Annotated in this window: 19 protein-coding genes; 11 read left to right on the top strand and 8 right to left on the bottom strand. The window is 71.9% G+C overall.

Going from position 1 to position 18,477, the window contains the following annotated elements:
* Window positions 1–4: 4 nt before the first annotated feature.
* Window positions 5–811, bottom strand: a complete 807-nt coding sequence (locus ABFX81_RS28920; protein WP_086854620.1) for a GDSL-type esterase/lipase family protein — start codon at window positions 809–811, stop codon at window positions 5–7.
* Window positions 812–1,145: 334 nt separating this feature from the next.
* Between ABFX81_RS28920 and ABFX81_RS28915 the strand changes: the two genes are divergently transcribed.
* The 6 genes from ABFX81_RS28915 to ABFX81_RS28890 all read left to right on the top strand — a co-directional run bounded on the left by ABFX81_RS28915 (window position 1,146) and on the right by ABFX81_RS28890 (window position 7,463).
* The gene (locus tag ABFX81_RS28915) at window positions 1,146–2,354 is read left to right on the top strand and encodes a S8 family serine peptidase (protein WP_086854621.1); all 1,209 of its coding nucleotides are present in this window, start codon (window positions 1,146–1,148) and stop codon (window positions 2,352–2,354) included.
* Window positions 2,355–2,845: 491 nt separating this feature from the next.
* Window positions 2,846–3,667 carry a glycosyltransferase gene (locus ABFX81_RS28910; RefSeq protein ID WP_086854622.1) on the top strand — a complete coding sequence of 274 codons (822 nt, stop codon included), beginning with the start codon at window positions 2,846–2,848 and terminating at the stop codon, window positions 3,665–3,667.
* Window positions 3,664–4,701 (top strand): glycosyltransferase family 2 protein, encoded by a 1,038-nt coding sequence (locus ABFX81_RS28905; protein WP_346138879.1) that lies wholly within the window; start codon window positions 3,664–3,666, stop codon window positions 4,699–4,701. Before ABFX81_RS28910 ends, ABFX81_RS28905 begins: the two co-directional genes overlap by 4 nt.
* Window positions 4,698–5,498: a polysaccharide deacetylase family protein gene (locus tag ABFX81_RS28900; protein ID WP_428837220.1), complete on the top strand. Its 801-nt coding sequence runs from the start codon at window positions 4,698–4,700 to the stop codon at window positions 5,496–5,498. Before ABFX81_RS28905 ends, ABFX81_RS28900 begins: the two co-directional genes overlap by 4 nt.
* Before the next feature lie 76 nt (window positions 5,499–5,574).
* On the top strand, window positions 5,575–6,669 hold the full coding sequence (locus tag ABFX81_RS28895) for a DUF5925 domain-containing protein (protein ID WP_086849733.1): 1,095 nt from the start codon (window positions 5,575–5,577) through the stop codon (window positions 6,667–6,669).
* Between the two features lie 20 nt (window positions 6,670–6,689).
* A complete protein-coding gene (locus ABFX81_RS28890; protein ID WP_086849731.1) occupies window positions 6,690–7,463 on the top strand; it encodes a DUF72 domain-containing protein in 774 nt (257 codons plus the stop codon).
* A gap of 26 nt (window positions 7,464–7,489) precedes the next feature.
* On the opposite strand, the gene ABFX81_RS28885 is transcribed toward ABFX81_RS28890, so the two are convergent.
* Window positions 7,490–7,858, bottom strand: coding sequence for a GntR family transcriptional regulator (locus ABFX81_RS28885; protein WP_346138878.1), 369 nt, complete (start codon window positions 7,856–7,858; stop codon window positions 7,490–7,492).
* Window positions 7,859–7,929: 71 nt separating this feature from the next.
* Here ABFX81_RS28885 and ABFX81_RS28880 point away from each other — a divergent pair, with 71 nt between their 5' ends.
* Together ABFX81_RS28880 and ABFX81_RS28875 are read left to right on the top strand one after the other, a co-directional pair.
* Entirely contained in the window at window positions 7,930–8,856 is a 927-nt protein-coding gene (locus ABFX81_RS28880) for a GNAT family N-acetyltransferase (protein WP_086855649.1), read from the top strand.
* Window positions 8,837–9,337: a DUF402 domain-containing protein gene (locus ABFX81_RS28875; RefSeq protein ID WP_086855648.1), complete on the top strand. Its 501-nt coding sequence runs from the start codon at window positions 8,837–8,839 to the stop codon at window positions 9,335–9,337. Before ABFX81_RS28880 ends, ABFX81_RS28875 begins: the two co-directional genes overlap by 20 nt.
* A gap of 10 nt (window positions 9,338–9,347) precedes the next feature.
* Here ABFX81_RS28875 and ABFX81_RS28870 read toward each other — a convergent pair whose 3' ends face one another.
* The gene (locus ABFX81_RS28870; RefSeq protein ID WP_086855647.1) at window positions 9,348–9,977 is read right to left on the bottom strand and encodes a methyltransferase domain-containing protein; all 630 of its coding nucleotides are present in this window, start codon (window positions 9,975–9,977) and stop codon (window positions 9,348–9,350) included.
* 139 nt (window positions 9,978–10,116) lie between these two features.
* On the opposite strand from ABFX81_RS28870, the gene ABFX81_RS28865 reads away from it, so the two are divergent.
* Window positions 10,117–10,251 (top strand): hypothetical protein, encoded by a 135-nt coding sequence (locus ABFX81_RS28865; protein WP_010046145.1) that lies wholly within the window; start codon window positions 10,117–10,119, stop codon window positions 10,249–10,251.
* Between the two features lie 27 nt (window positions 10,252–10,278).
* On the opposite strand, the gene ABFX81_RS28860 is transcribed toward ABFX81_RS28865, so the two are convergent.
* Window positions 10,279–10,728: a GNAT family N-acetyltransferase gene (locus ABFX81_RS28860; protein WP_086855646.1), complete on the bottom strand. Its 450-nt coding sequence runs from the start codon at window positions 10,726–10,728 to the stop codon at window positions 10,279–10,281.
* A gap of 173 nt (window positions 10,729–10,901) precedes the next feature.
* Between ABFX81_RS28860 and ABFX81_RS28855 the strand changes: the two genes are divergently transcribed.
* Window positions 10,902–11,933: a lytic polysaccharide monooxygenase gene (locus ABFX81_RS28855; protein ID WP_086855645.1), complete on the top strand. Its 1,032-nt coding sequence runs from the start codon at window positions 10,902–10,904 to the stop codon at window positions 11,931–11,933.
* Between the two features lie 82 nt (window positions 11,934–12,015).
* Here ABFX81_RS28855 and ABFX81_RS28850 read toward each other — a convergent pair whose 3' ends face one another.
* Entirely contained in the window at window positions 12,016–12,882 is an 867-nt protein-coding gene (locus ABFX81_RS28850) for an esterase/lipase family protein (protein WP_346138877.1), read from the bottom strand.
* A 171-nt stretch (window positions 12,883–13,053) separates the two neighbouring features.
* Entirely contained in the window at window positions 13,054–13,500 is a 447-nt protein-coding gene (locus ABFX81_RS28845) for a MarR family winged helix-turn-helix transcriptional regulator (protein ID WP_346138876.1), read from the bottom strand.
* Between the two features lie 80 nt (window positions 13,501–13,580).
* On the opposite strand from ABFX81_RS28845, the gene ABFX81_RS28840 reads away from it, so the two are divergent.
* On the top strand, window positions 13,581–13,955 hold the full coding sequence (locus ABFX81_RS28840; protein ID WP_086854971.1) for a cupin domain-containing protein: 375 nt from the start codon (window positions 13,581–13,583) through the stop codon (window positions 13,953–13,955).
* Window positions 13,956–13,971: 16 nt separating this feature from the next.
* On the opposite strand, the gene ABFX81_RS28835 is transcribed toward ABFX81_RS28840, so the two are convergent.
* A complete protein-coding gene (locus ABFX81_RS28835) occupies window positions 13,972–14,955 on the bottom strand; it encodes a DinB/UmuC family translesion DNA polymerase (RefSeq protein ID WP_086854968.1) in 984 nt (327 codons plus the stop codon).
* On the bottom strand, window positions 14,952–18,449 hold the full coding sequence (locus tag ABFX81_RS28830; RefSeq protein ID WP_086854970.1) for a DNA polymerase III subunit alpha: 3,498 nt from the start codon (window positions 18,447–18,449) through the stop codon (window positions 14,952–14,954). The genes ABFX81_RS28835 and ABFX81_RS28830 overlap by 4 nt, the downstream gene beginning before the upstream one ends.
* Window positions 18,450–18,477 lie beyond the last annotated feature (28 nt).

Genomic DNA, 18,477 nt, shown 5'->3' with positions numbered 1-18,477 from the left:
GCGGTCAGTCGTTGGCGTTGAGCACGGGCAGATAGCCGCCCGACTGGCCGGGTGCCTTCGGGTGGTACGACTCGCCGATGTTGAGCCAGTTGACGCTGTGCAGCCAGGAGTCGCCGGAGCAGATCTCGTGGCCGGTGAAGGTGCCGCGTACGTCGCCGAAGGTGAAGCCGTGGTTCGCGGCGCGCTTGGCGATGGCGGTGTTGAGGTGGTCGGAGGCGTCGTTGATGGCCTTGCGCTTGGCCTCGGACAGGCCGAGGCAGGTGGCGCCGAGCTTGTAGAAGCGGGGGTAGCCGAGGACGACGACGTGGGCGTTGGGTGCCTTGGAGCGGATCGCCGAGTACACGCTGTCGAGCTTGCCCGGCAGCGTGGAGTCGACGTACGCCCGTGCGGTGTCGATGCGGGAGACGCAGGCGCTGTCGGACTGGGTCACACAGGTCGTCATGACGTCGGCGAATCCGGCGTCGTTGCCGCCGACGCTGATGGAGACGAGGCCGGTGGCGCTGCTCAGCGGGCCGAGTTGTCCGGACAGAACATCACCCGTTCGGGCGCCGGAACAGGCCGTGAAATCGAAGGTGGAGGGTGAGTGGGCGGCGGCCCAGAGGTAGGGATAGGCCTTCGTGCTGCGCTTGCAGTCGCCGCTCGAGGTGATGTAGCTGCCGGCGCCCACTCCGGAGGAGTAGGAGTCACCGAGCGCTGCGTAGCCGCCAGTTGCGGCCAGTGAGGACGCCTGCGCCGTGGCTGCCCCGGTGAGGGCGGTGCCGACGGCGAGGAGGAGCGAGCCCACGAAGGCGACAAGTCGGGAACGTCTCATGGAACCTCCCTTAGCAGGATCTCTGCCACAACTGTCGTAGCAGCTACGCGTGTTGACAGGAAGTGTCCATGCCAAGCCTTTTCGGTCGTTGGGGGGCGCACACGGCGCATTCACCTCACGTCTTGTCACACCCCGAGCGCCTCTTGTTACGTGCCCATGACAGATTTGTTGACTAGTGCTCAACTCCTTGTTCTACGCCGGTAGATGGCCGACGCTTTACTCCGGCCGAGAGCGGAACGCGACGCTCCCGGCCGTGTGCGCGAGCACGCGCACATCCCCCACATGACGCGCGCCCCACCCAGGCGCGCGCCGCCTAGAGGAGGACTCCCTCGTAATGGCACAACTGCGTAGCAAGAGACTCGGGTTCGCCGCGATCACCCTGTCGGCGGCCACCGCCCTCGTGGGCGGGCTCACCGCCCTCCCCGCCCAGGCCGCCGCTCCCGCCGAGGGCCGGGTGCTCGCCGCGGACTCCCCTGCCGCGATCAAGGACAGCTACATCGTCACGCTCAAGAAGAGCGCGGGCGTGAAGGCGTCCTCGGCCGCGGGCAAGGACCTCGTCGAGGAGTACGGCGGGTCCGTGCGCAAGACGTTCGGCAAGGCGCTGAACGGCTACTCCGCCGCCCTCTCCGCCACCGAGGCCAGGCGCCTCGCCGCCGACCCGGCGGTGGCCTCGGTCGAGCAGAACCAGCGCGTGCGGCTCTCCGCCACCCAGACCAACGCCCCCTGGGGCCTGGACCGCATCGACCAGACCTCGCTCCCGCTCTCCGGCACCTACACCTACCCGGACAGCGCGGGCAGCGGTGTGACGGTCTATGTGATCGACACCGGTGTGCGCATCACGCACCAGCAGATCAGCGGCCGTGCCGCGCACGGTTACGACGCCGTCGACGGCGACAGCAACGCCTCCGACGGCAACGGCCACGGCACCCATGTGGCCACCACGATCGCGGGCTCGACCTACGGCGTCGCCAAGAAGGCGAAAATCGTGGGGGTGCGGGTGCTGAACAACAGCGGCTCCGGCACCACGGCCGGTGTGATCGCGGGCATCGACTGGGTGACGAAGAACCACTCCGGCCCCTCGGTCGCCAACATGTCGCTCGGCGGCGGCGCCTCCGCCGCCCTGGACACGGCGGTCCGCAACTCCATAGCCAGCGGCGTCACCTACGCCGTCGCCGCGGGCAACAGCAGCACCACCGCCTCCTCGTCCTCCCCGGCCCGGGTCGCCGAGGCGATCACCGTCGGCGCCACCACCAGCACCGACGCCAAGGCGAGCTACTCCAACTACGGCTCGGCCCTGGACATCTTCGCCCCCGGCTCCTCCATCACGGCCGGCTGGCACACCAGCGACACCGCGACCAACACCATCTCCGGCACCTCGATGGCGACCCCGCACGTCGCGGGCGCGGCGGCGGTCTACCTGGCGGGCCACACCTCCTCCACCCCGGCCCAGGTCGCCTCGGCCCTGGTCGGCGGCGCCACCACCGGCAAGGTCACCAGCGCGGGTTCGGGCTCCCCGAACCGGCTGCTGAAGCTCGTTCCGTAACCGGAACGGACACCAGCACAAACACCAGCACCTGAACAACCGTTCCCCGGAGGCTCGACACGCTTCCGGGGAACGGTTGTTTCCGTCACCGGAACCTCTCAACTCCCGACCCACGAAGCACATCCCGCAACGCCCAAACCAACAAAAACGTGAGGGGCCGTTCCAGGTCTTGCCATACGGGTTCAATCGTCAATACCGTCATACATCTCACCCGCATCGGTCCGTCAGTACGCGGCTCTAGGGGAGGGCTCAAGGACCGCGACGGCCGACGCGGGGCGCGGTAGGGGGGTGCCGTGCTCGGTGACCGCAACTGTCTCCGGGCCGTGCCGCGCGGTCGGCTGCCGTTTTCCGCCGTCGACCAGCTTTGCCAGCTCACCCGGCGTGCCCGAAGCTCCATCTCGGCGTGCCACGGGTGAGAACCCCCCTTTCGAACCGGATTGGATCCGGACTGCCCTGGGGGGGCGGTCCACCGGACGAGAGGGACCAGACTCGTGAGCTCAGTTCTGCAACCGGCCGCGGCGGAGCAGCATCCGCCGACCGCCGGGAAGTACCGGCCCGTCTCCTCTCACCTGGCCATAGCGCCGCCGGTGAGCGTGGTCATCCCGGCCATGAACGAGGCGGAGAACCTTCCGTACGTCTTCAAGACCCTGCCCGACTGGATCCACGAAGTGGTCCTGGTCGACGGCAACTCCACCGACGACACCGTCCAGGTGGCCCGTGAGCTGTGGCCCGACGTCAAGGTCGTCGAGCAGCGCGGCAAGGGCAAGGGCGACGCCCTGATCACCGGGTTCCAGGCGTGCACCGGCGACATCATCGTGATGGTCGACGCGGACGGCTCGGCGGACGGCAACGAGATCGTGTCGTACGTCTCCGCCCTGGTCTCCGGCGCGGACTTCGCCAAGGGCTCCCGCTTCGCCAACGGCGGCGGCACGGACGACATGACCTTCATCCGCAAGCTCGGCAACTGGGCGCTGTGCACGGTCGTCAACCGCAAGTTCGGCGCCCGCTACACCGACCTGTGCTACGGCTACAACGCGTTCTGGCGGCACTGCCTCGACAAGATCGACCTCGACTGCACCGGCTTCGAGGTCGAGACGCTGATGAACATCCGGGTCGTCAAGGCCGGGCTCAAGGTGCAGGAGATACCGAGCCACGAGTACCTGCGCATCCACGGCACCAGCAACCTGCGGGCCGTGCGCGACGGGCTGCGCGTGCTCAGGGTGATCCTCCAGGAGCGGTCCAACCGCCGGGCGCTGCGCCGCCGTTCGGACCGGTCGCCGATGCTCGACTCGGTCCGGGGAGAGGTGTCTTGAGCGGTCCCGGCATCTCCGTCGTGATCTGCGCTTACACCGAGGACCGCTGGGAGGACATCCTCGCGGCGGTCTCCTCGGTACGGGCGCAGTCACGGCCGGCCCTGGAGACGCTGCTGGTCGTCGACCACAACCACGCCCTTCTGGACCGTCTCGGCAAGGAGTACAAGGAGGCCGACGACGTGCGGGTGCTCGCCAACGCGGGCCCCCGCGGCCTGTCCGCCGGCCGCAACACCGGAATCGCGGCCGCCCGCGGCGAGGTCGTCGCCTTCCTCGACGACGACGCCGTGGCCGAGCGCGACTGGCTGCTGCACTTCGCCGAGGCGTACGCCGACCCGCGCGTGATGGCGGTCGGCGGGCGCACGGAGCCGGTCTGGGCGTCGGGGCGGCGGCCGGACTGGTTCCCCGAGGAGTTCGACTGGGTGGTGGGCTGCACCTACCGGGGCCTGCCGCGCGGCCGGGTCCGGGTGCGCAACGTGCTCGGTGGCAACGCCTCGTTCCGCCGCGGTGCCTTCGACGCGGCGGGCGGCTTCGCCACCGGCATCGGCCGGGACGGCGACAAACGCCCGCTGGGCTGCGAGGAGACGGAACTGTGCATCCGCCTCAGCCGGGCCCGGCCCGACGCGGTGCTGCTGATCGACGACCGGGCGGTGATCCACCACCGGGTGCCCGAGGCCCGCGAGCACTTCCGCTACTTCCGCACGCGCACGTACGCCGAGGGCCTGTCCAAGGCCCTGGTGGCCCGGAGCGTCGGCACCGACAAGGGACTGGAGTCCGAACGCCGGTACGCCACCCGGGTGCTGCCGGCCGGGGTGGCCCGGGGGCTGCGGGACGCGCTGCTGGCCCGGCCGGGCGGTGCCGGGCGGGCGGGGGCGATCGTCGCCGGGGTGCTGACGGCGGCGGGCGGATACGTGGTGGGCAGCCTGCGGGCCCGCCGGGGCGGCACCACGTTCTCGGTGCCCGAGGTCCCGGCCGCCGAGGCCGCGGGCCCGCCGGCGCCTGCCGAGGGGGCGGCGCTGGAAGGGGCGGGTCCGTGAGTGACGTGCGCGTACCGATCCTCATGTACCACGCGGTCGCGACCGATCCGAACGACGCGACCCGCGATCTGTCCGTGACCCCCGAGGCGTTCGCCGAGCAGATGGCGGTGCTCGCGGACCGGGGTCTCACCCCCGTCACCACCGCCGGGCTGGCGGCGTGCTGGCGCTCCGGCGGCGCGCTGCCCGCGCGGCCGGTCCTCATCACGTTCGACGACGGCTACGAGGGTGTGCACCGGCACGCCCTGCCCGTGCTCGCCAAGCACGGCTTCCCGGCCACCCTGTTCGTCTCGACCGGGTGGATCCAGGGGCCCTACGACACCGGCGGCGGCCTGGACACCATGCTGGACTGGGACCAGGTCCGCGAGCTCGCGGCGGCGGGCGTCGAGATCGGCGGGCACAGCCACAGCCACCCGCAGCTCGACCAGGTCTCCGACGCCACACTGCGGTTCGAGCTGATCCACTGCAAGGAGATCGTCGCGGACCAACTGGGCACCGTACCGGCCTCGTTCGCCTACCCCTACGGCTACTCCAGCCGCCGGGTCCGGCAGGCGGTGCGCGAGACCGGGTACGCCCAGGCACTCGCCGTCGGCAACGGCCTCGCGCGCCGGGCGCAGGGGCCGTACGCCCTGCGGCGCGTGACGGTGCGCCGCAGCACGGGCACCGACGAGTTCGAGCGGGTGGTCGAAGGCCGCGCGATCGCCCGTACGTTCGCCAGGGACCGTGCCCTGACCAAGGGGTACGCCGTGGTCCGCAGGACACGCCAGGCACGCCGGCTGGTCTCCCGCCTCACGGCCTGACCCGCACCTGGGAAAACGCCGCGTGCGCACCGGGAAACCGGGTGCACGCGGCGTCCTCGTGCCGGATCATGGCGGCATGTCTGGAAACCCGCACGAGGCGCTGCCGATCCGGCTCAACGTCGACGACTCCGACTCCCCGTCCGATGTCGTCGACGCGCTGTTCCTCGGCCGCTTCGCGACGGGCGAGCAGCCGTACTCCCACGCGGTGAACATCGACCGCGTGCGCTCCGGGGCGACGCTGATGCCGCCCGGCGCCCGCGTGCTGCGGGCCGCCCGGGACGACGACCGCAGCGCGACACTCGCGGAGGGCGACGGGTGGACGCTGCTGATCTCCCGCTGGAACCGGGGCGCCGACGTCACGGTCACGGCGACCAGCGCCGAGCTGGCGGAGAAGGTTCTCGACCAGGCCACGGACGGCGCGGCGGACGAACCGGAACCGCAGCCGGAGAACGTCACGATGGGCTTCTGGTACGTCTCCCCGCGCCGCGGCCCGCACCGCACCACGCGCCAGATCTCGGCGGGCACCTGGGACGAGGTCCGGCCCAACTACACGGCGCCGGTGGCGGACGCGATGGACCGCCTGATGAAGACGACCCCCGAGGACATCTCGGGCCGGCTCCTCCTCCTGCACGGCCCGCCGGGCACCGGCAAGACGTCGGCGCTGCGCACCCTCGCCCGTTCCTGGCGGGACTGGTGCCAGGTGGACTGTGTCCTGGACCCCGAGCGGCTGTTCAGTGACGTCGGCTATCTGATGGACATCGCGATCGGCGAGGAGGACGCGGCGGGCAAGGGCCGCTGGCGGCTGCTGCTCCTGGAGGACTGCGACGAGCTGATCCGCGGCGAGGCCAAGCACACGGCGGGCCAGGCGCTGTCGCGGCTGCTGAACCTGACGGACGGGCTGCTCGGCCAGGGCCGCAACGTCCTGGTCGGGGTCACGACCAACGAGGACCTGGAGCGCCTGCACCCCGCCGTCGTCCGGCCCGGCCGCTGTCTCGCCCGGATCGAGGTGGGTCCGCTGACCCGCTCGGAGGCGGTGGGCTGGCTGGGCCGCGAGGACGGCGTCGGCCGCGAGGGCGCGACGCTGGCCGAGCTGTACGCGCTGCGCCGGGGCACGTCCCCGACGGCCCTGCCGGAGCCGCGCGGGGACGCCGACGCGGGGCTGTATCTGTAGGGCGGTGTTTTGATGGGTGTATGACCCTGTTCGTGGGCACGTCCGGGTGGCAGTACAAGGACTGGCGGGACGTCCTGTACCCGCCCGGGCTGCCGATGCGGCTCTGGCTGGAGGAGTACGCGGGGCACTTCGCCACCGTCGAGATCAACAACGCCTTCTACCGGCTGCCGGCCCGGGAGACGTTCGAGGACTGGCGCGGCCGGGTGCCCGCGGACTTCGTGGTCGCGGTCAAGGCGAGCCGCTATCTGACCCACATCAAACGGCTCAAGGACCCCGAGGAGCCGGTCGGCCGCCTGATGAGCCACGCGGCGGGCCTGGGTGACCGGCTCGGGCCGGTCCTGCTCCAGCTCCCGCCCAACCTGCGCGCCGATCCCGGCCTGCTGGACGCCTGCCTGGCCTGCTTCCCCGCCTCGACGCGGGTCGCGGTCGAGCCCCGTCACGAGTCCTGGTGGACGCCGGAGGTCCGCGCGGTCCTGGAGTCCCGGCAGGCGGCCCTGTGCTGGGCCGACGTCCTGGCCCGCCCCGCGACCCCGCTGTGGCGCACCACCGACTGGGGCTACGTCCGCTTCCACCAGGGCCGCGCCCGGCCCTGGCCGCACTACGGCCGCCGCTCCCTCGCCACCTGGCTCGACCGCATCGCCACGACCTGGCCCGCCGGCGAGGACGTCTACGCGTACTTCAACAACGACCCGGGGGGCGCGGCGGTGGAGGACGCGATGACGTTCGCACGGCTGGGGAGATCGGCGGGCCTGGAGATCACACGAACGCCCGAGCGTCTGGCGCGGGCCGGCTGAGCGACGCCCTGTCCTCCGGGTAAGCCCTACTCCCCGTAAGCCGCCCGCAGGGCGTCCCGTACCGCGGCGAGTGCCACGTCCTCCCCCTGCCCGAGCCTTCGGGCCCGCTCCACGTACGCCTGGGCGGCGGCCGCCAGTTCCCGGTCCGCCGCCGAGCCGGCGGCGGCCACGAACGTGCCGTGGCGGCCCCGCGTCTCGATCACGCCGTCCGCCTCCAGCGCCCGGTACGCCTTGGCGACCGTGTTCGCGGCGAGCCCCAGCGACTCGGCCAGCCCCCGCACGGTCGGCAGCCGGTATCCCACCGGCAGCTCCCCCGAACGCGCCTGCTCGGAGATCCGCGCCCGCACCTGCTCGTAGGGCGGAGCACTGTCGTCGATGTCGATCTTCAAGGTCACAGGCCGATTGTCCCGTACCCGACGGAAAATGGGAGGCACCCGGCGTGCGCCCCCGCGTAACGTGCGCCTCCATGACCGTGATCGTGCGCGACCTGCGACCCGATGTCCGAGCCGACGCCGAGGGGTTCTCCCGGACCCGCCGCCTTGCCCTGCCCTACATGCTGTCCACGCCCGAGTCCGTGGTGCACACTCTGACCGGCGCCCACCCGGACGCCCATTTCGGGCAGCTCGTCGCGGAGGAGGACGGCGAGATCATCGGCACGGCCCAGATCAGCGTCGCCCACGAGAGCCCGGAGCCCGGCCAGGGCTCCGCCAACATCTACGTGCGCCCCGACCGCACGCGGCGCGGCGCCGGTTCGCTCCTGCTGCGCACCGCCGAGGAGCGCCTGGCGGGGCTGGGCGTGCGGAAGCTGTTCGCCTGGGTGCTGGACGAGCCGGACAACGTCGCCTTCGCCGAGCGGCACGGTTTCCGGGCCAGCCGCTCCGCCTACTTCCTGCGCCTCGACCTGGCAGGCGGCACGCTGCCGCCGCGCGAGGACCCGCCGGCCGGCATCGAGCTGCGCACGGCCTCCGACTTCGCGGACGACCCGCGCCCGGTGTTCGAGCTGGACGCCGAGACGGCGTCGGACGAACCGGGCGACATCGAGGCCGAGTTCACGGACTACGAGGCCTGGCTGGAACAGAACTGGAAGCACCCGCTCCTCAACCGCGAGCTGACCACCGTCGCGGTCGTCGACGGCCGCCCCGCCGCCTTCAGCGTGGCGCACACGGACGGCAGCCGCTACGGCACCGCCATGACCGGCACGGCCCGCCCCTTCCGCGGCCGGGGCCTGGCGAAGCTCGCCAAGAACGACTCCCTGCACCGGGCGCGTGCCGCGGGGTACACGGAGGCGTTCACGGGCAACGACACCGGCAACGAGCCGATGATCGCCATCAACAAGTGGTTCGGTTACGAGATCTGTGCGAAGGAAGTGCGCTATGTCCGCGAACTCGGCTGACGGGTCCGGCCGGCTGGACGTCGTGCTCGTCAAGGCGGGCCGTACGAAGATCCGGTACGCCGGCGAGCTCCTGACGGACGACGGCACCCGTGTCGCGGTCCGCGCCCCGTGGGCGGGCAGCGGCGTCCGCGACTTCGGCTTCGTCCGCTTCGAGCCGGGGGACGTCTTCACGGAGTACTACTGGCGTGACCGCTGGTACGCGGTGAAGGAGGTCCGCTCCGCCACGGGCGCGCTGAAGGGCTGGTACTGCGACATCACCCGCCCCGCCGCGCGCTCCGGCCCCGAGCTGGTCGTGGAGGACCTCGACCTGGACCTGTGGGTCTCCGCGGACGGCACGGACGTACGGCGCCTGGACGAGGACGAGTTCGCCGACAGTGGGATCGGCGAGACGGACCCCGAGGCGGCGGCTGCCGCGCTCGCCGCGCTCGACGAACTGGAGTCACTGGCCCGCGGCGGCGATTTCACCGCGCTCCTGGCCTGAACCCTCCCCGTTACGCCGTCACGGCCACCACCGCGTACCGCTCGTCCGTCACCTCCCGGCCCCACAGCAGCGGATCGCCGGACAGCCGCTCCACCCTCACCTGCCCGGCGATCGGCGCGAGAAGGCCGGTGAGCCGCTCCGCCGGTATCCCGACCGGCCCGGCCGTCCCCCACACGCCCTCGACCAGCACGAGCCGCCCTCCCGGCCGCAGCAGCCCGGCCCAGTGCCGCAGGGCGCGGCCGGGGTCGGGCAGGGCCCACAGGACATGCCGGACGAGCACGGTGTCGAAGCGCTGTTCCCCGACCGGCGGCGCCGCCGCGTCACCGACGAGGAACACCGCGTCACGCCCGGCCAGCTTCTGCCGGGCGAGCGTCACCATCGCCGGGGAGAGATCCACGCCCGTCACCCGGTGCCCCTGCTCGGACGCGAGGAGCGACAGACTGCCGGTGCCGCAGCCGAGATCCAGGACGTCACCGGCCCGCCCGGGCAGCCAGGAGCGCAGTCGCGCGGCCCAGGCCCGGCGCACCTCCGGGTCGCGCAGTCCGTGGTCCGGCTCCGCGTCGAAGCCGGCGGCCCGCGCGTCCCAGTCCATGTCGGCGCCGGTGTTCGCCGAGGTCGTCCCGTCACTGTCGTTCGCCATGTGCCCAAGAGTGACACCCGCCACTGACACTCGAATCGTGACAGCCGCCACTGACAGACCAGGAGCGATGAGGAACTCTCCCCCGAAAGGTCTACCTCCGTGAGAACGCGGAACCCGGTAGACCCTTAAGGAGGCAGCCATGCGCCGTGTGACCGTGCAGAAGCCCCTGAAGAAGACGGACGTCCGCCGGGCCCGCGAGGAGGCCGACGAGCGCCCCGCGGGACGCCCGGAAGTCCGCAAGGACATCGCACGCACGTGGTGGCCGGACGCCTGAGCGGCCGGTACCGGCCGTGAGACCCGTTCAGTACAGCCGCTTGCGGTAGTGGACGCGGTCGTAGGGCCCGTCCAGTCGTCGCTCCACCAACTCATAGCCGTACTTCGGATAGATCTTCTGGTTCTCCCACATCAGCGCGTTCGTGTAGAGCCTGATCTCGGGCAGCGCCAGCGCACGCGCGTGCGCGTCCACGAACCGCAGCAGCCGTCGCCCCACTCCCCCGCCGTGCGCGGTGGGGTGGACGGCGATGATGTCGAGGAAGAGATGGTCCTCGAACGCCTCGACCACGACGAGGCCGGTCACGGGCTCGCCCGTCACGAACACCTTGCCCGCGGCCACGTTCGCCGCGTGGTCCTCCTCCATGGGCTGCGGCACCCGCCCGATGCGCTCGATGTACGGACGGAAGGCCGCGTCGATCACGCCCTCGACGACCGGTACGTCGGCGGCGCGGGCCGGCCGGATCTCCTCGTCTGCCATGCCTCTCCCTGAGCTCTTGATTAGCCCTTCCTTAACGCGGCCATAAGGATCTCCCTCACCCGCCCTCAGCAGGCGATTCCACGGTTCTCAGGGGCTAGCTTCGGATCGCCCCCACGGGATCCGGCCCTCTCGGGCCGCCCCTGTCCCCACGTACCGTTTCGAGGAGTTCCCGCATGCCCGCACGCCGCACGGCAGTCACCGTCGCCGCCCTCGGCGCCCTCCCCCTCGCCCTGACCGGGCTGACCGCCACGCCGGCGGCGGCGCACGGTTCGATGGGCGACCCGGTCAGCCGGGTCTCGCAGTGCTACGCCGAGGGCCCGGAGAGCCCCACGTCGGCCGCGTGCAAGGCGGCGGTCGCGGCGGGTGGTACGCAGGCCCTCTACGACTGGAACGGCATCCGCATCGGGGACGCGGGCGGGCGGCACCGGCAGCTCATCCCGGACGGCAAGCTGTGCAGCGCGAACAACGAGCAGTTCAAGGGGCTCGACCTGGCCCGCGCCGACTGGCCGGCGACCGGGGTGCGCAACGGCTCGCACACCTTCAAGTACCGCGTGACGGCCCCTCACAAGGGCACGTTCAAGGTGTACATCACCAAGCCCGGCTACGACCCGGCCAAGCCGCTCGCCTGGAACGACCTGGACCTGGAGCGCCCGGTCGCGACGGCCACCGACCCGGCCGCGTCGGGCGGCTTCTACACCTTCTCCGGCAGCCTGCCCGAGCGTTCCGGCAGGCATCTGCTGTACGCGGTCTGGCAGCGGTCGGACAGCCCGGAGGCGTTCTACTCCTGCTCGGACGTCAGCTTCGGCGGCGGTGACAGCGCGGCCGGCGGTACGGCCCCGGCCCCGACGGCCTCCGCTCCCACCAAGGAGCAGATCGAGGCGGGCAACGACAAGTCGACGATCGAGCACCACGGGCACGGCGACGACGACCCCAGCACCTCGGCCGAGCCGGCCGCGGCCCCGAAGAGCGCCGGCCCGGACCGGCCCGCACAGGCCGAAGCCGCCCCGAACCAGCCCACGCAGGCCGAGGCCGCTCCCAACCAGCCGAAGGCGGCCGGCGCCACGGAGAACCTCGCCGAGACCGGCGGCGACAGCGGAACCCCGTACTTCGCGATCGGCGGGGCGGCCGCGCTGGCGCTCGGCTCGTCGGCCCTGTTCCTGTCGGCCCGGCGCCGGACGGTCAGCGGCGGTCGCCACGGGCGCTGACCCAGGACTCGGGGCCTGTCCGGCGGCTCAGGCCGGACAGGCCCCGAAACGTTTCCCTACACGTGCCGGCCGAGTACACGTGTCAGTCGAACGCCGACGCGCAGGTGGTGGGCCTGGCCCGCGCCGGGTCGAGGGCGTTGGCCACCTCATGGAAGGCGATCCGGTCGAACAGTCCGATGGCCACGTGCTCGGACAGGTCGGCCGGACACAGGTCCTGGAGCAGGACGTTGCGCACGTCCGGCCCGCTCAGGTACTGGCTGCGCCACGGCGTGACCACCTGGTCGTACTTGGTGGCGATGACGGTGTAGCGGACGCCTGGCACGGTGTCGCCGCCCGCGTTGAGCCGGTCGAGGAAGTCGGAGCCGGCGACTTGGTCGGCGAGGGCGGGAGTGTTCTTCGCCAACAGGTCCCCGGCGCCGGGGAAGTACGGCAGCAGGTTGGTGAAGCCGTTCAGAGTGGTGCCGTGGTTGCTGGGTGCGATGCCGACCAGGGCGTTCACCTTGGCGGCTCCGCCGAGGAACCGCAGGTAGTAGCGGGGCATCATGCCGCCCTGCGAGTGTCCGACGACGTCGGTCTCGGCGGCGCCGGTGGCGGCGAGCACCTTGTCGACGAAGTCCCTGAGCTGCCCGGCCGACTTCTCGACGGGTCCGAGGCCGTGGAAGAAGGGGACGCCTTCGAGTTGGCCGTAGTCGAGGGAGAAGACGCAGTAGCCGCGGACCTTCAGATAGGGGGCGAGGCCCAGCCAGTTGTCGACGGAGTTCCCGAGGGTGCCGTGGACGAGGACGACGGGGCGGGGATGGGCGGCGGACGGCTTGCAGGAGTAGTCGTTCCAGCCGGAGCTCGGGGCACCGGCTGTCTGGGCGGCGGCTTGGGCGGTGGTGGCGGTGACGGCCGCGGCGGTCAGCAGCAGCGCGGCCAGGGGTCTGAGCACTCGTTTCCAGGGCAGCATCGAGTGATCTCCTTGCGGCTCAAGGGAGGTGCGACGGCACGACGCCCTGTGATCCGGATCACGGGATGCTGTTCACTCGTCAAGTTACGGACGAGTAGTCAAACTGGGAAGTTACGCGTCAGTAAAAACTTCCAGTGGTAACCGGCGACGACGGCCCCGCCTGGCGCCCCTTCACCAGGCGGGCCGGATGGGCCCGCGCGGAGCGATCCGCAGCAACTGCTCCCCGAGCGCCCGCACTTCCCCCTCCCCCAGCGCGTCCCCCCATTCCCGCACGGCTTCCGCAGCCGCCTCCTCCGCCGCCCGCGTGCACTCCCACCCCCGCCCGGTCAGCACGACCAGCCGCGCCCGCGCGTCGTCGGGGTGCGGCCGCCGCTCGGCGTACCCCTTGCGCACCATCTCGTCCACGAGCTGACTGGCGGCCTGCTTGGTCACCCCGAGGTGGGCGGCCAGGTCGGTGACCGTCGCGCCGTCCGGGGCGAGCCGGGCGAAGGCGAAGCCGTGCGCGGGCCGCACCCCCTCGAAGCCGCGAGCGACCACACCCTCGTTGATGCGTTGCGTGAGCCCGCCGGCGACGGCGAGCAGGGCGGCGGACAGGGCCATGGCCTCGGAGTTCTGCACGCAAGCATTGAAACACCCTTGACGAGATGGTCAAGCGGCTTGACTATGTAGTCAAGCTGCTTGACTACTTGGAGGCCGTCATGCCCGTCGTCCGATCGTCCGAAGCCGTCACCCACGAGATCCACGGCGCCCGCTTCGTCTCGTACGCCACCCCGCGCAGCGGGAGCAAGGAGCTGTGCGCCTGGCGCGGTGAGATCCCCGCCGGTCTCAAGGCACCCGCGCACACGGTCAGCCGGGAGGAGATCTTCCATCTGCTCGAAGGCGAGCTGCTGATCACCCTCGACGGCCGCACCGAGCGGATCGCGGCGGGCGACACGGTGATCATCAACCCCGGCACCACCCTGGCCGTCGAGAATCCCACCGACCGGACCGCGTACTCCTGGGTCACCACCTCGATCGGCCTGGAGGCACGGCTCGCCGACGGCACGCGCATCGTGCCGCCCTGGGCCAACTGACGTCACGCAGGGGGATCTACGCCGCCAGTCCCCCTAGTCCCCCGGGCATCACCGCCCGCGGCCCGAACTTCGCTCGCGCGCGATCCGCGACCTCCTCGATGCGGCGGACCTTCTCATCCACGGGGTCGAAGGTCAGCTGGTGGGAGGCCTGGTCGGCGGGGTCGAGCCCCTCGGCGCGCAGGGCGATCGCGCGGACCCGGGCCCGTTGCAGGCCGAGCGCCTCGTACATGCCGTACGCGGCCCTGGTCAGGTCCGGGGAGTGCGCGGTCGGTTCGTCCAGCTTGCGGCTGCGGATGGTTGCCGAGCGGTCGGCGTAGCGCACAGTGAGGGTGAGCGTGCGGCAGACCTTCTCCAGGGCGCGCAGCCGGGCGCCGATCTCCTCGGCGGCCGACAGCAGGGCACGGCGGTGGCGGTCCGGGTCCAGTTCGTCGCGGACGAAGGGGCGTTCCGTGGCGAGGGAGCGGGAGACGGCGTTCGGGACGACCCGGCCGCGGTCGACGCCGTTCGCCTTCTCGTGCAACTCGCGGCCCGCCTTCGCGCCCACCAGCCGCTGGAGCGTGGACAGCGGCGCGGCGGCGACCCCGCCGAGGGTGTCGAGGCCGTAGTCGCCCAGCGTTCGGGCGGTCGCGGCGCCCACGCCGGGCAGGGCGGCGACGGGCTTGTCCGCGAGGAACTCCGCGATGGCGTCCTGCTCCTCGGGCACCGCACACGTCACCCCGGGCACGGCGTCGCGCAGCGCCACGCGGGCCAGCATCGGCCCGGGCCCGGCACCGATCACGCAGTCGACCCCGTACAGCGCGAGCGACCGCACCCGGATCACCGAGGCCAGTTCGAGGGCGTCCCGCCCGAAGTACCGCTCGGCGCCCCGCAGATCGGCCAGCGCCCCGTCCGGTGGCAGGGCCTGGACGACGGGGGTGAACTCCTCGAGCATCCCGAGCAGTCGGGGCAGGTCGGCCTCGCGCGTCGGAGGCAGCTGGAAACGTACGCAGAGGATGGTCATCCCGCACTCCCCGGACTCTGGTGCCACAACTTTCTTCCCACCGCGGGCCCTTCGCCCGCGGGACGCAGATCGGCCCAGGGGTGCATCTCGTACCCCGTGGACATGCGGATCTTCCGCTGCTCCATCGGATCCTGGGCCGCCGAACCAGTGGGCGCGGGCGCCCCCTCCGAACCGGCGAGCCGCCGGCGCGCGGCCCCCTCACCGTCATCGCCGGGACCGCCGGAATCCCCGGCGCCGGCCAGCCGGGCCGCGACTCCCTCCAGCCCCTCCTCCCGGCGCACCTCCAGCAGCTCCGCGAGATTCCAGGCGGCGGCGCCCACCACGCTGAGGCTGCGCGGGCCGCGCCGCTGCACCACCCCGCGCACCAGCAGCAGCCAGGAGTGGAAGACGGTGTGGGCGCAGGCGTCGTGGGAGTCGTCGAAGAAGGCGAGGTCGACCAGGCCCGTGCCGTCGTCCAGAGTGCTGAAGATGACCCGCTTGCCGGACCGGATCGGCGGCGTCTGGGTGGCCGCCTTGGCACCCGCGACCAGCACCGTCTCCCCGTGCCGGGCCTCGCGCAGCCGCCGCGCCGACACCACGCCCAGCTCGTCGAGGAACGCCCGGTGATCGTCCATCAGATTGCGCGAGGCGTCCATGGACAGCACGCCCAGCTCGGCACTGAGCCGCTCCGAGGAGGTGAGGTCGGGCAGCCCGGCCGGGGCGGTCTTCCGGCCCCCGGCCAGCGGGAGCTGGCCACCGCCCGCGCCCCGCGCGCCCCGGTGCAGCTCGGTCAGGTGCAGTTGCAGATCACGGCGGTTGGCGCCGAACGCGTCCAGCGCTCCCACCTGCGCGAGCCGCTGGGCCAGCGGACGGCTGGGTCGGCCCCGCTCCCAGAAGTCGACCAGCGAGGCGTACGGCTGACCCTCGGCGATCCGCGCCGCCTCGGCCTCACTGATGCCGTGCACATCGGAGAGCGCCAGCCGCAGACCCCATTTACCGGACACCAGTTCGATACGGTGTGCGACGCCCGACGCGTTCACATCCAACGGCAGCACGGGCACCCCGCGCCGCCGCGCGTCCGCCAGCAGCAGCCGCTTCGGATACATCCCGGGGTCATGGGTGAGCAGCCCGGCGTAAAAGGCAGCGGGATGATGCGCTTTCAGCCACGCCGACTGGTAGGTCGGTACGGCGAAGGCGACCGCGTGGGCCTTGCAGAAGCCGTACGACCCGAAGGCCTCGATGATCTCCCAGGTCCGCTGAATCGTTTCTGCGTCATACCCGTTCGCCGCCGCGTGCTGCGCGAACCACACCTTGATCCGCCCCTGCGACTCCGGATCCGACAGCCCGCGCCGCACCCGGTCCGCCTCACCGCGCCCGCAGCCGGTCATGATGTCGACGATGTCGATGATCTGCTCGTGGAAGACGACGACCCCGTACGTCTCCTTCAGCGGCTCCTCAAGATCCGGGTGCGGGTAGCGGATCGGCGCCCGCCCGTGCCGCGCCTCGATGAACGGCCGCACCATGTCGGCGGCGACCGGCCCGGGCCGGAACAGCGAGATGTCGACGACGAGATCGTGGAAGCCGGCCGGCTGGAGCCGCCCGACCAGGTCCCGCTGCCCCGGCGACTCGATCTGGAAGCAGCCGAGCGTCTCGGTGGACCGGACCAGCCGGTACGTCTCCGGATCCCCCGGCGGCAGAGCGTCCAGATCGACCCTCACCCCCGAAACCCGCTCCACTTCCGCCACCGCGTGCGCCATCGCGGACTGCATCCGCACCCCCAGCACGTCCAGCTTCAGCAGCCCGAGGTCCTCCACGTCGTCCTTGTCGAACTGCGACATCGGAAAGCCCTCGCCGCTGGTCGGCATGACGGGCGTACGCGCCAGCAGGGAGGCGTCGGACAGCAGCACCCCGCACGGGTGCATGGCCACCCCGCGCGGCAGCGCGTCCAGCGCCTCGACCAGCTCCCACAGCCTCCCGTACCTCTCCTTCTCCGCCGCCAGCTCCCGCAGCTCGGGCAGCTCCTCCAGCGCGGCGCGGGCGTCCCGCGCCCGGATATGGGGAAAGGACTTGGCCACACGGTCGATCTCGGCCGGATCCATCGACAGGGCGGCCCCCACATCACGGATCGCGTGCCGCACGCGATACGTCTCCGGCATCGCGACCGTCGCGACCCGCTCGGTGCCGAACCGGTCGATGATCGCGCGGTAGACCTCCAGTCGGCGCGCGGACTCCACGTCGATGTCGATGTCGGGCAGCACGACCCGCTCCTTCGACAGGAACCGCTCCATCAGCAGCCGGTGCTCGATCGGATCGGCGTGCGCGATCCCGAGCAGATGGTTGACGAGCGACCCCGCACCGGACCCCCGGGCGGCGACCCGGATGCCCATGTCCCGTACGTCGTCGACCACTTGGGCAACGGTCAAGAAATAAGAAGCGAAGCCGTGGTGGGCGATGATGTCCAGCTCGTGGTGCATCCGCTCCCAGTACTCCCGCCGCCGGTCGTACCCGCGCAGCACCATCCCCGCCGCCGCCCGCGAGGCCAGCGTCCGCTGGGCGGTACGGCGGTCGGCGCCGACCAGGTGCGGCTCGGGGAAGTGGACGGTACCGATCCCGAGGTCGTCCTCGGGATCGACCAGGCACTCGGCGGCCGTGGCCTCGGTCTGCTCCACCAGCCGATGAGCGGTGTCACGCCGGAACCCCGCGGCCTCCACGATCCGCTCGGCGGCATGCACCATGGCCCCCGCGTCCTTGAGCCAGGCCTCGCCGGAGTCCAGCTCCTTGGTCGGGTCGACGGGCACCAGCCGCCGCGCGGCGTCCAGTACGTCGGCGACCGGCCCCAGCCCCGGGTCGGCGTACCGTACGGCGTTGCTGAGCACGGGACGGATCCGCTGCTGGGCGGCGAACCCGACGGTCCGGGCGGCCAGCCGCAGGGAGCCGGGACCCGTGCCTTTCCGGCCATGCCAGACGGCCTCCAGCCGCAGGGCGTCGCCGTAGACCTCCCGCCAGGGCACGAGCAGCCGCGCCGCACGGTCGGGACGCCCGGCGGCCAGGGCACGCCCCACATCCGAGTCAGGCCCGAGCAGCACGGTCACGCCCTCGGCGTGATTGCGCTCCCAGGGCAGCAGGGGAGTCCCCTCCCCCTCGTGCACCGCGGAGACGAGCCGGCACAACCCGGCCCACCCACGGGCACCGTCCCGAGCCAGGAAGGTCACCCGGGGAGCCGACTCGTCGACGAAGGCGCCACCGCGCACAGGAGTCCGGCGCCGCCCCCGCCCGGCCCCGGGCTCGGGGGGCTCCGCTCCCGCCACCGCCAGATCCGCCCCGAACACCGGACGGACCCCCGCCTTCGCACAGGCCTTGGTGAACCGGACGGCACCGGCGAGTGTGTCTCGATCGGTGAGAGCCAGGGCGTCCATGCCCCGCTCGGAGGCACGCTCGGCCAGCCGCTCCGGGTGCGAGGCTCCATACCGCAACGAGAACCCGGAGACGGTGTGCAGATGCGTGAACCCCGGCACACGCACCTCCCGCACTCGTGAACCACAC

The sequence above is a fragment of the Streptomyces coeruleofuscus genome (assembly GCF_039532725.1).
GTDB classification, from domain to species: domain Bacteria; phylum Actinomycetota; class Actinomycetes; order Streptomycetales; family Streptomycetaceae; genus Streptomyces; species Streptomyces coeruleofuscus.
The sequence above is the reverse complement of the archived record's forward strand: the minus strand, read 5'-3'. Positions and strand labels throughout refer to the sequence as shown.

Coding starts and splice junctions, on each gene's coding strand:
- ABFX81_RS28920 (WP_086854620.1), bottom strand. CDS start 811: ATGAGACGTTCCCGACTTGTCGCCTTCGTGGGCTCGCTCCTCCTCGCC.
- ABFX81_RS28915 (WP_086854621.1), top strand. CDS start 1,146: ATGGCACAACTGCGTAGCAAGAGACTCGGGTTCGCCGCGATCACCCTG.
- ABFX81_RS28895 (WP_086849733.1), top strand. CDS start 5,575: ATGTCTGGAAACCCGCACGAGGCGCTGCCGATCCGGCTCAACGTCGAC.
- ABFX81_RS28890 (WP_086849731.1), top strand. CDS start 6,690: ATGACCCTGTTCGTGGGCACGTCCGGGTGGCAGTACAAGGACTGGCGG.
- ABFX81_RS28880 (WP_086855649.1), top strand. CDS start 7,930: ATGACCGTGATCGTGCGCGACCTGCGACCCGATGTCCGAGCCGACGCC.
- ABFX81_RS28875 (WP_086855648.1), top strand. CDS start 8,837: ATGTCCGCGAACTCGGCTGACGGGTCCGGCCGGCTGGACGTCGTGCTC.
- ABFX81_RS28870 (WP_086855647.1), bottom strand. CDS start 9,977: ATGGCGAACGACAGTGACGGGACGACCTCGGCGAACACCGGCGCCGAC.
- ABFX81_RS28865 (WP_010046145.1), top strand. CDS start 10,117: ATGCGCCGTGTGACCGTGCAGAAGCCCCTGAAGAAGACGGACGTCCGC.
- ABFX81_RS28860 (WP_086855646.1), bottom strand. CDS start 10,728: ATGGCAGACGAGGAGATCCGGCCGGCCCGCGCCGCCGACGTACCGGTC.
- ABFX81_RS28855 (WP_086855645.1), top strand. CDS start 10,902: ATGCCCGCACGCCGCACGGCAGTCACCGTCGCCGCCCTCGGCGCCCTC.
- ABFX81_RS28850 (WP_346138877.1), bottom strand. CDS start 12,882: ATGCTGCCCTGGAAACGAGTGCTCAGACCCCTGGCCGCGCTGCTGCTG.
- ABFX81_RS28840 (WP_086854971.1), top strand. CDS start 13,581: ATGCCCGTCGTCCGATCGTCCGAAGCCGTCACCCACGAGATCCACGGC.
- ABFX81_RS28835 (WP_086854968.1), bottom strand. CDS start 14,955: ATGACCATCCTCTGCGTACGTTTCCAGCTGCCTCCGACGCGCGAGGCC.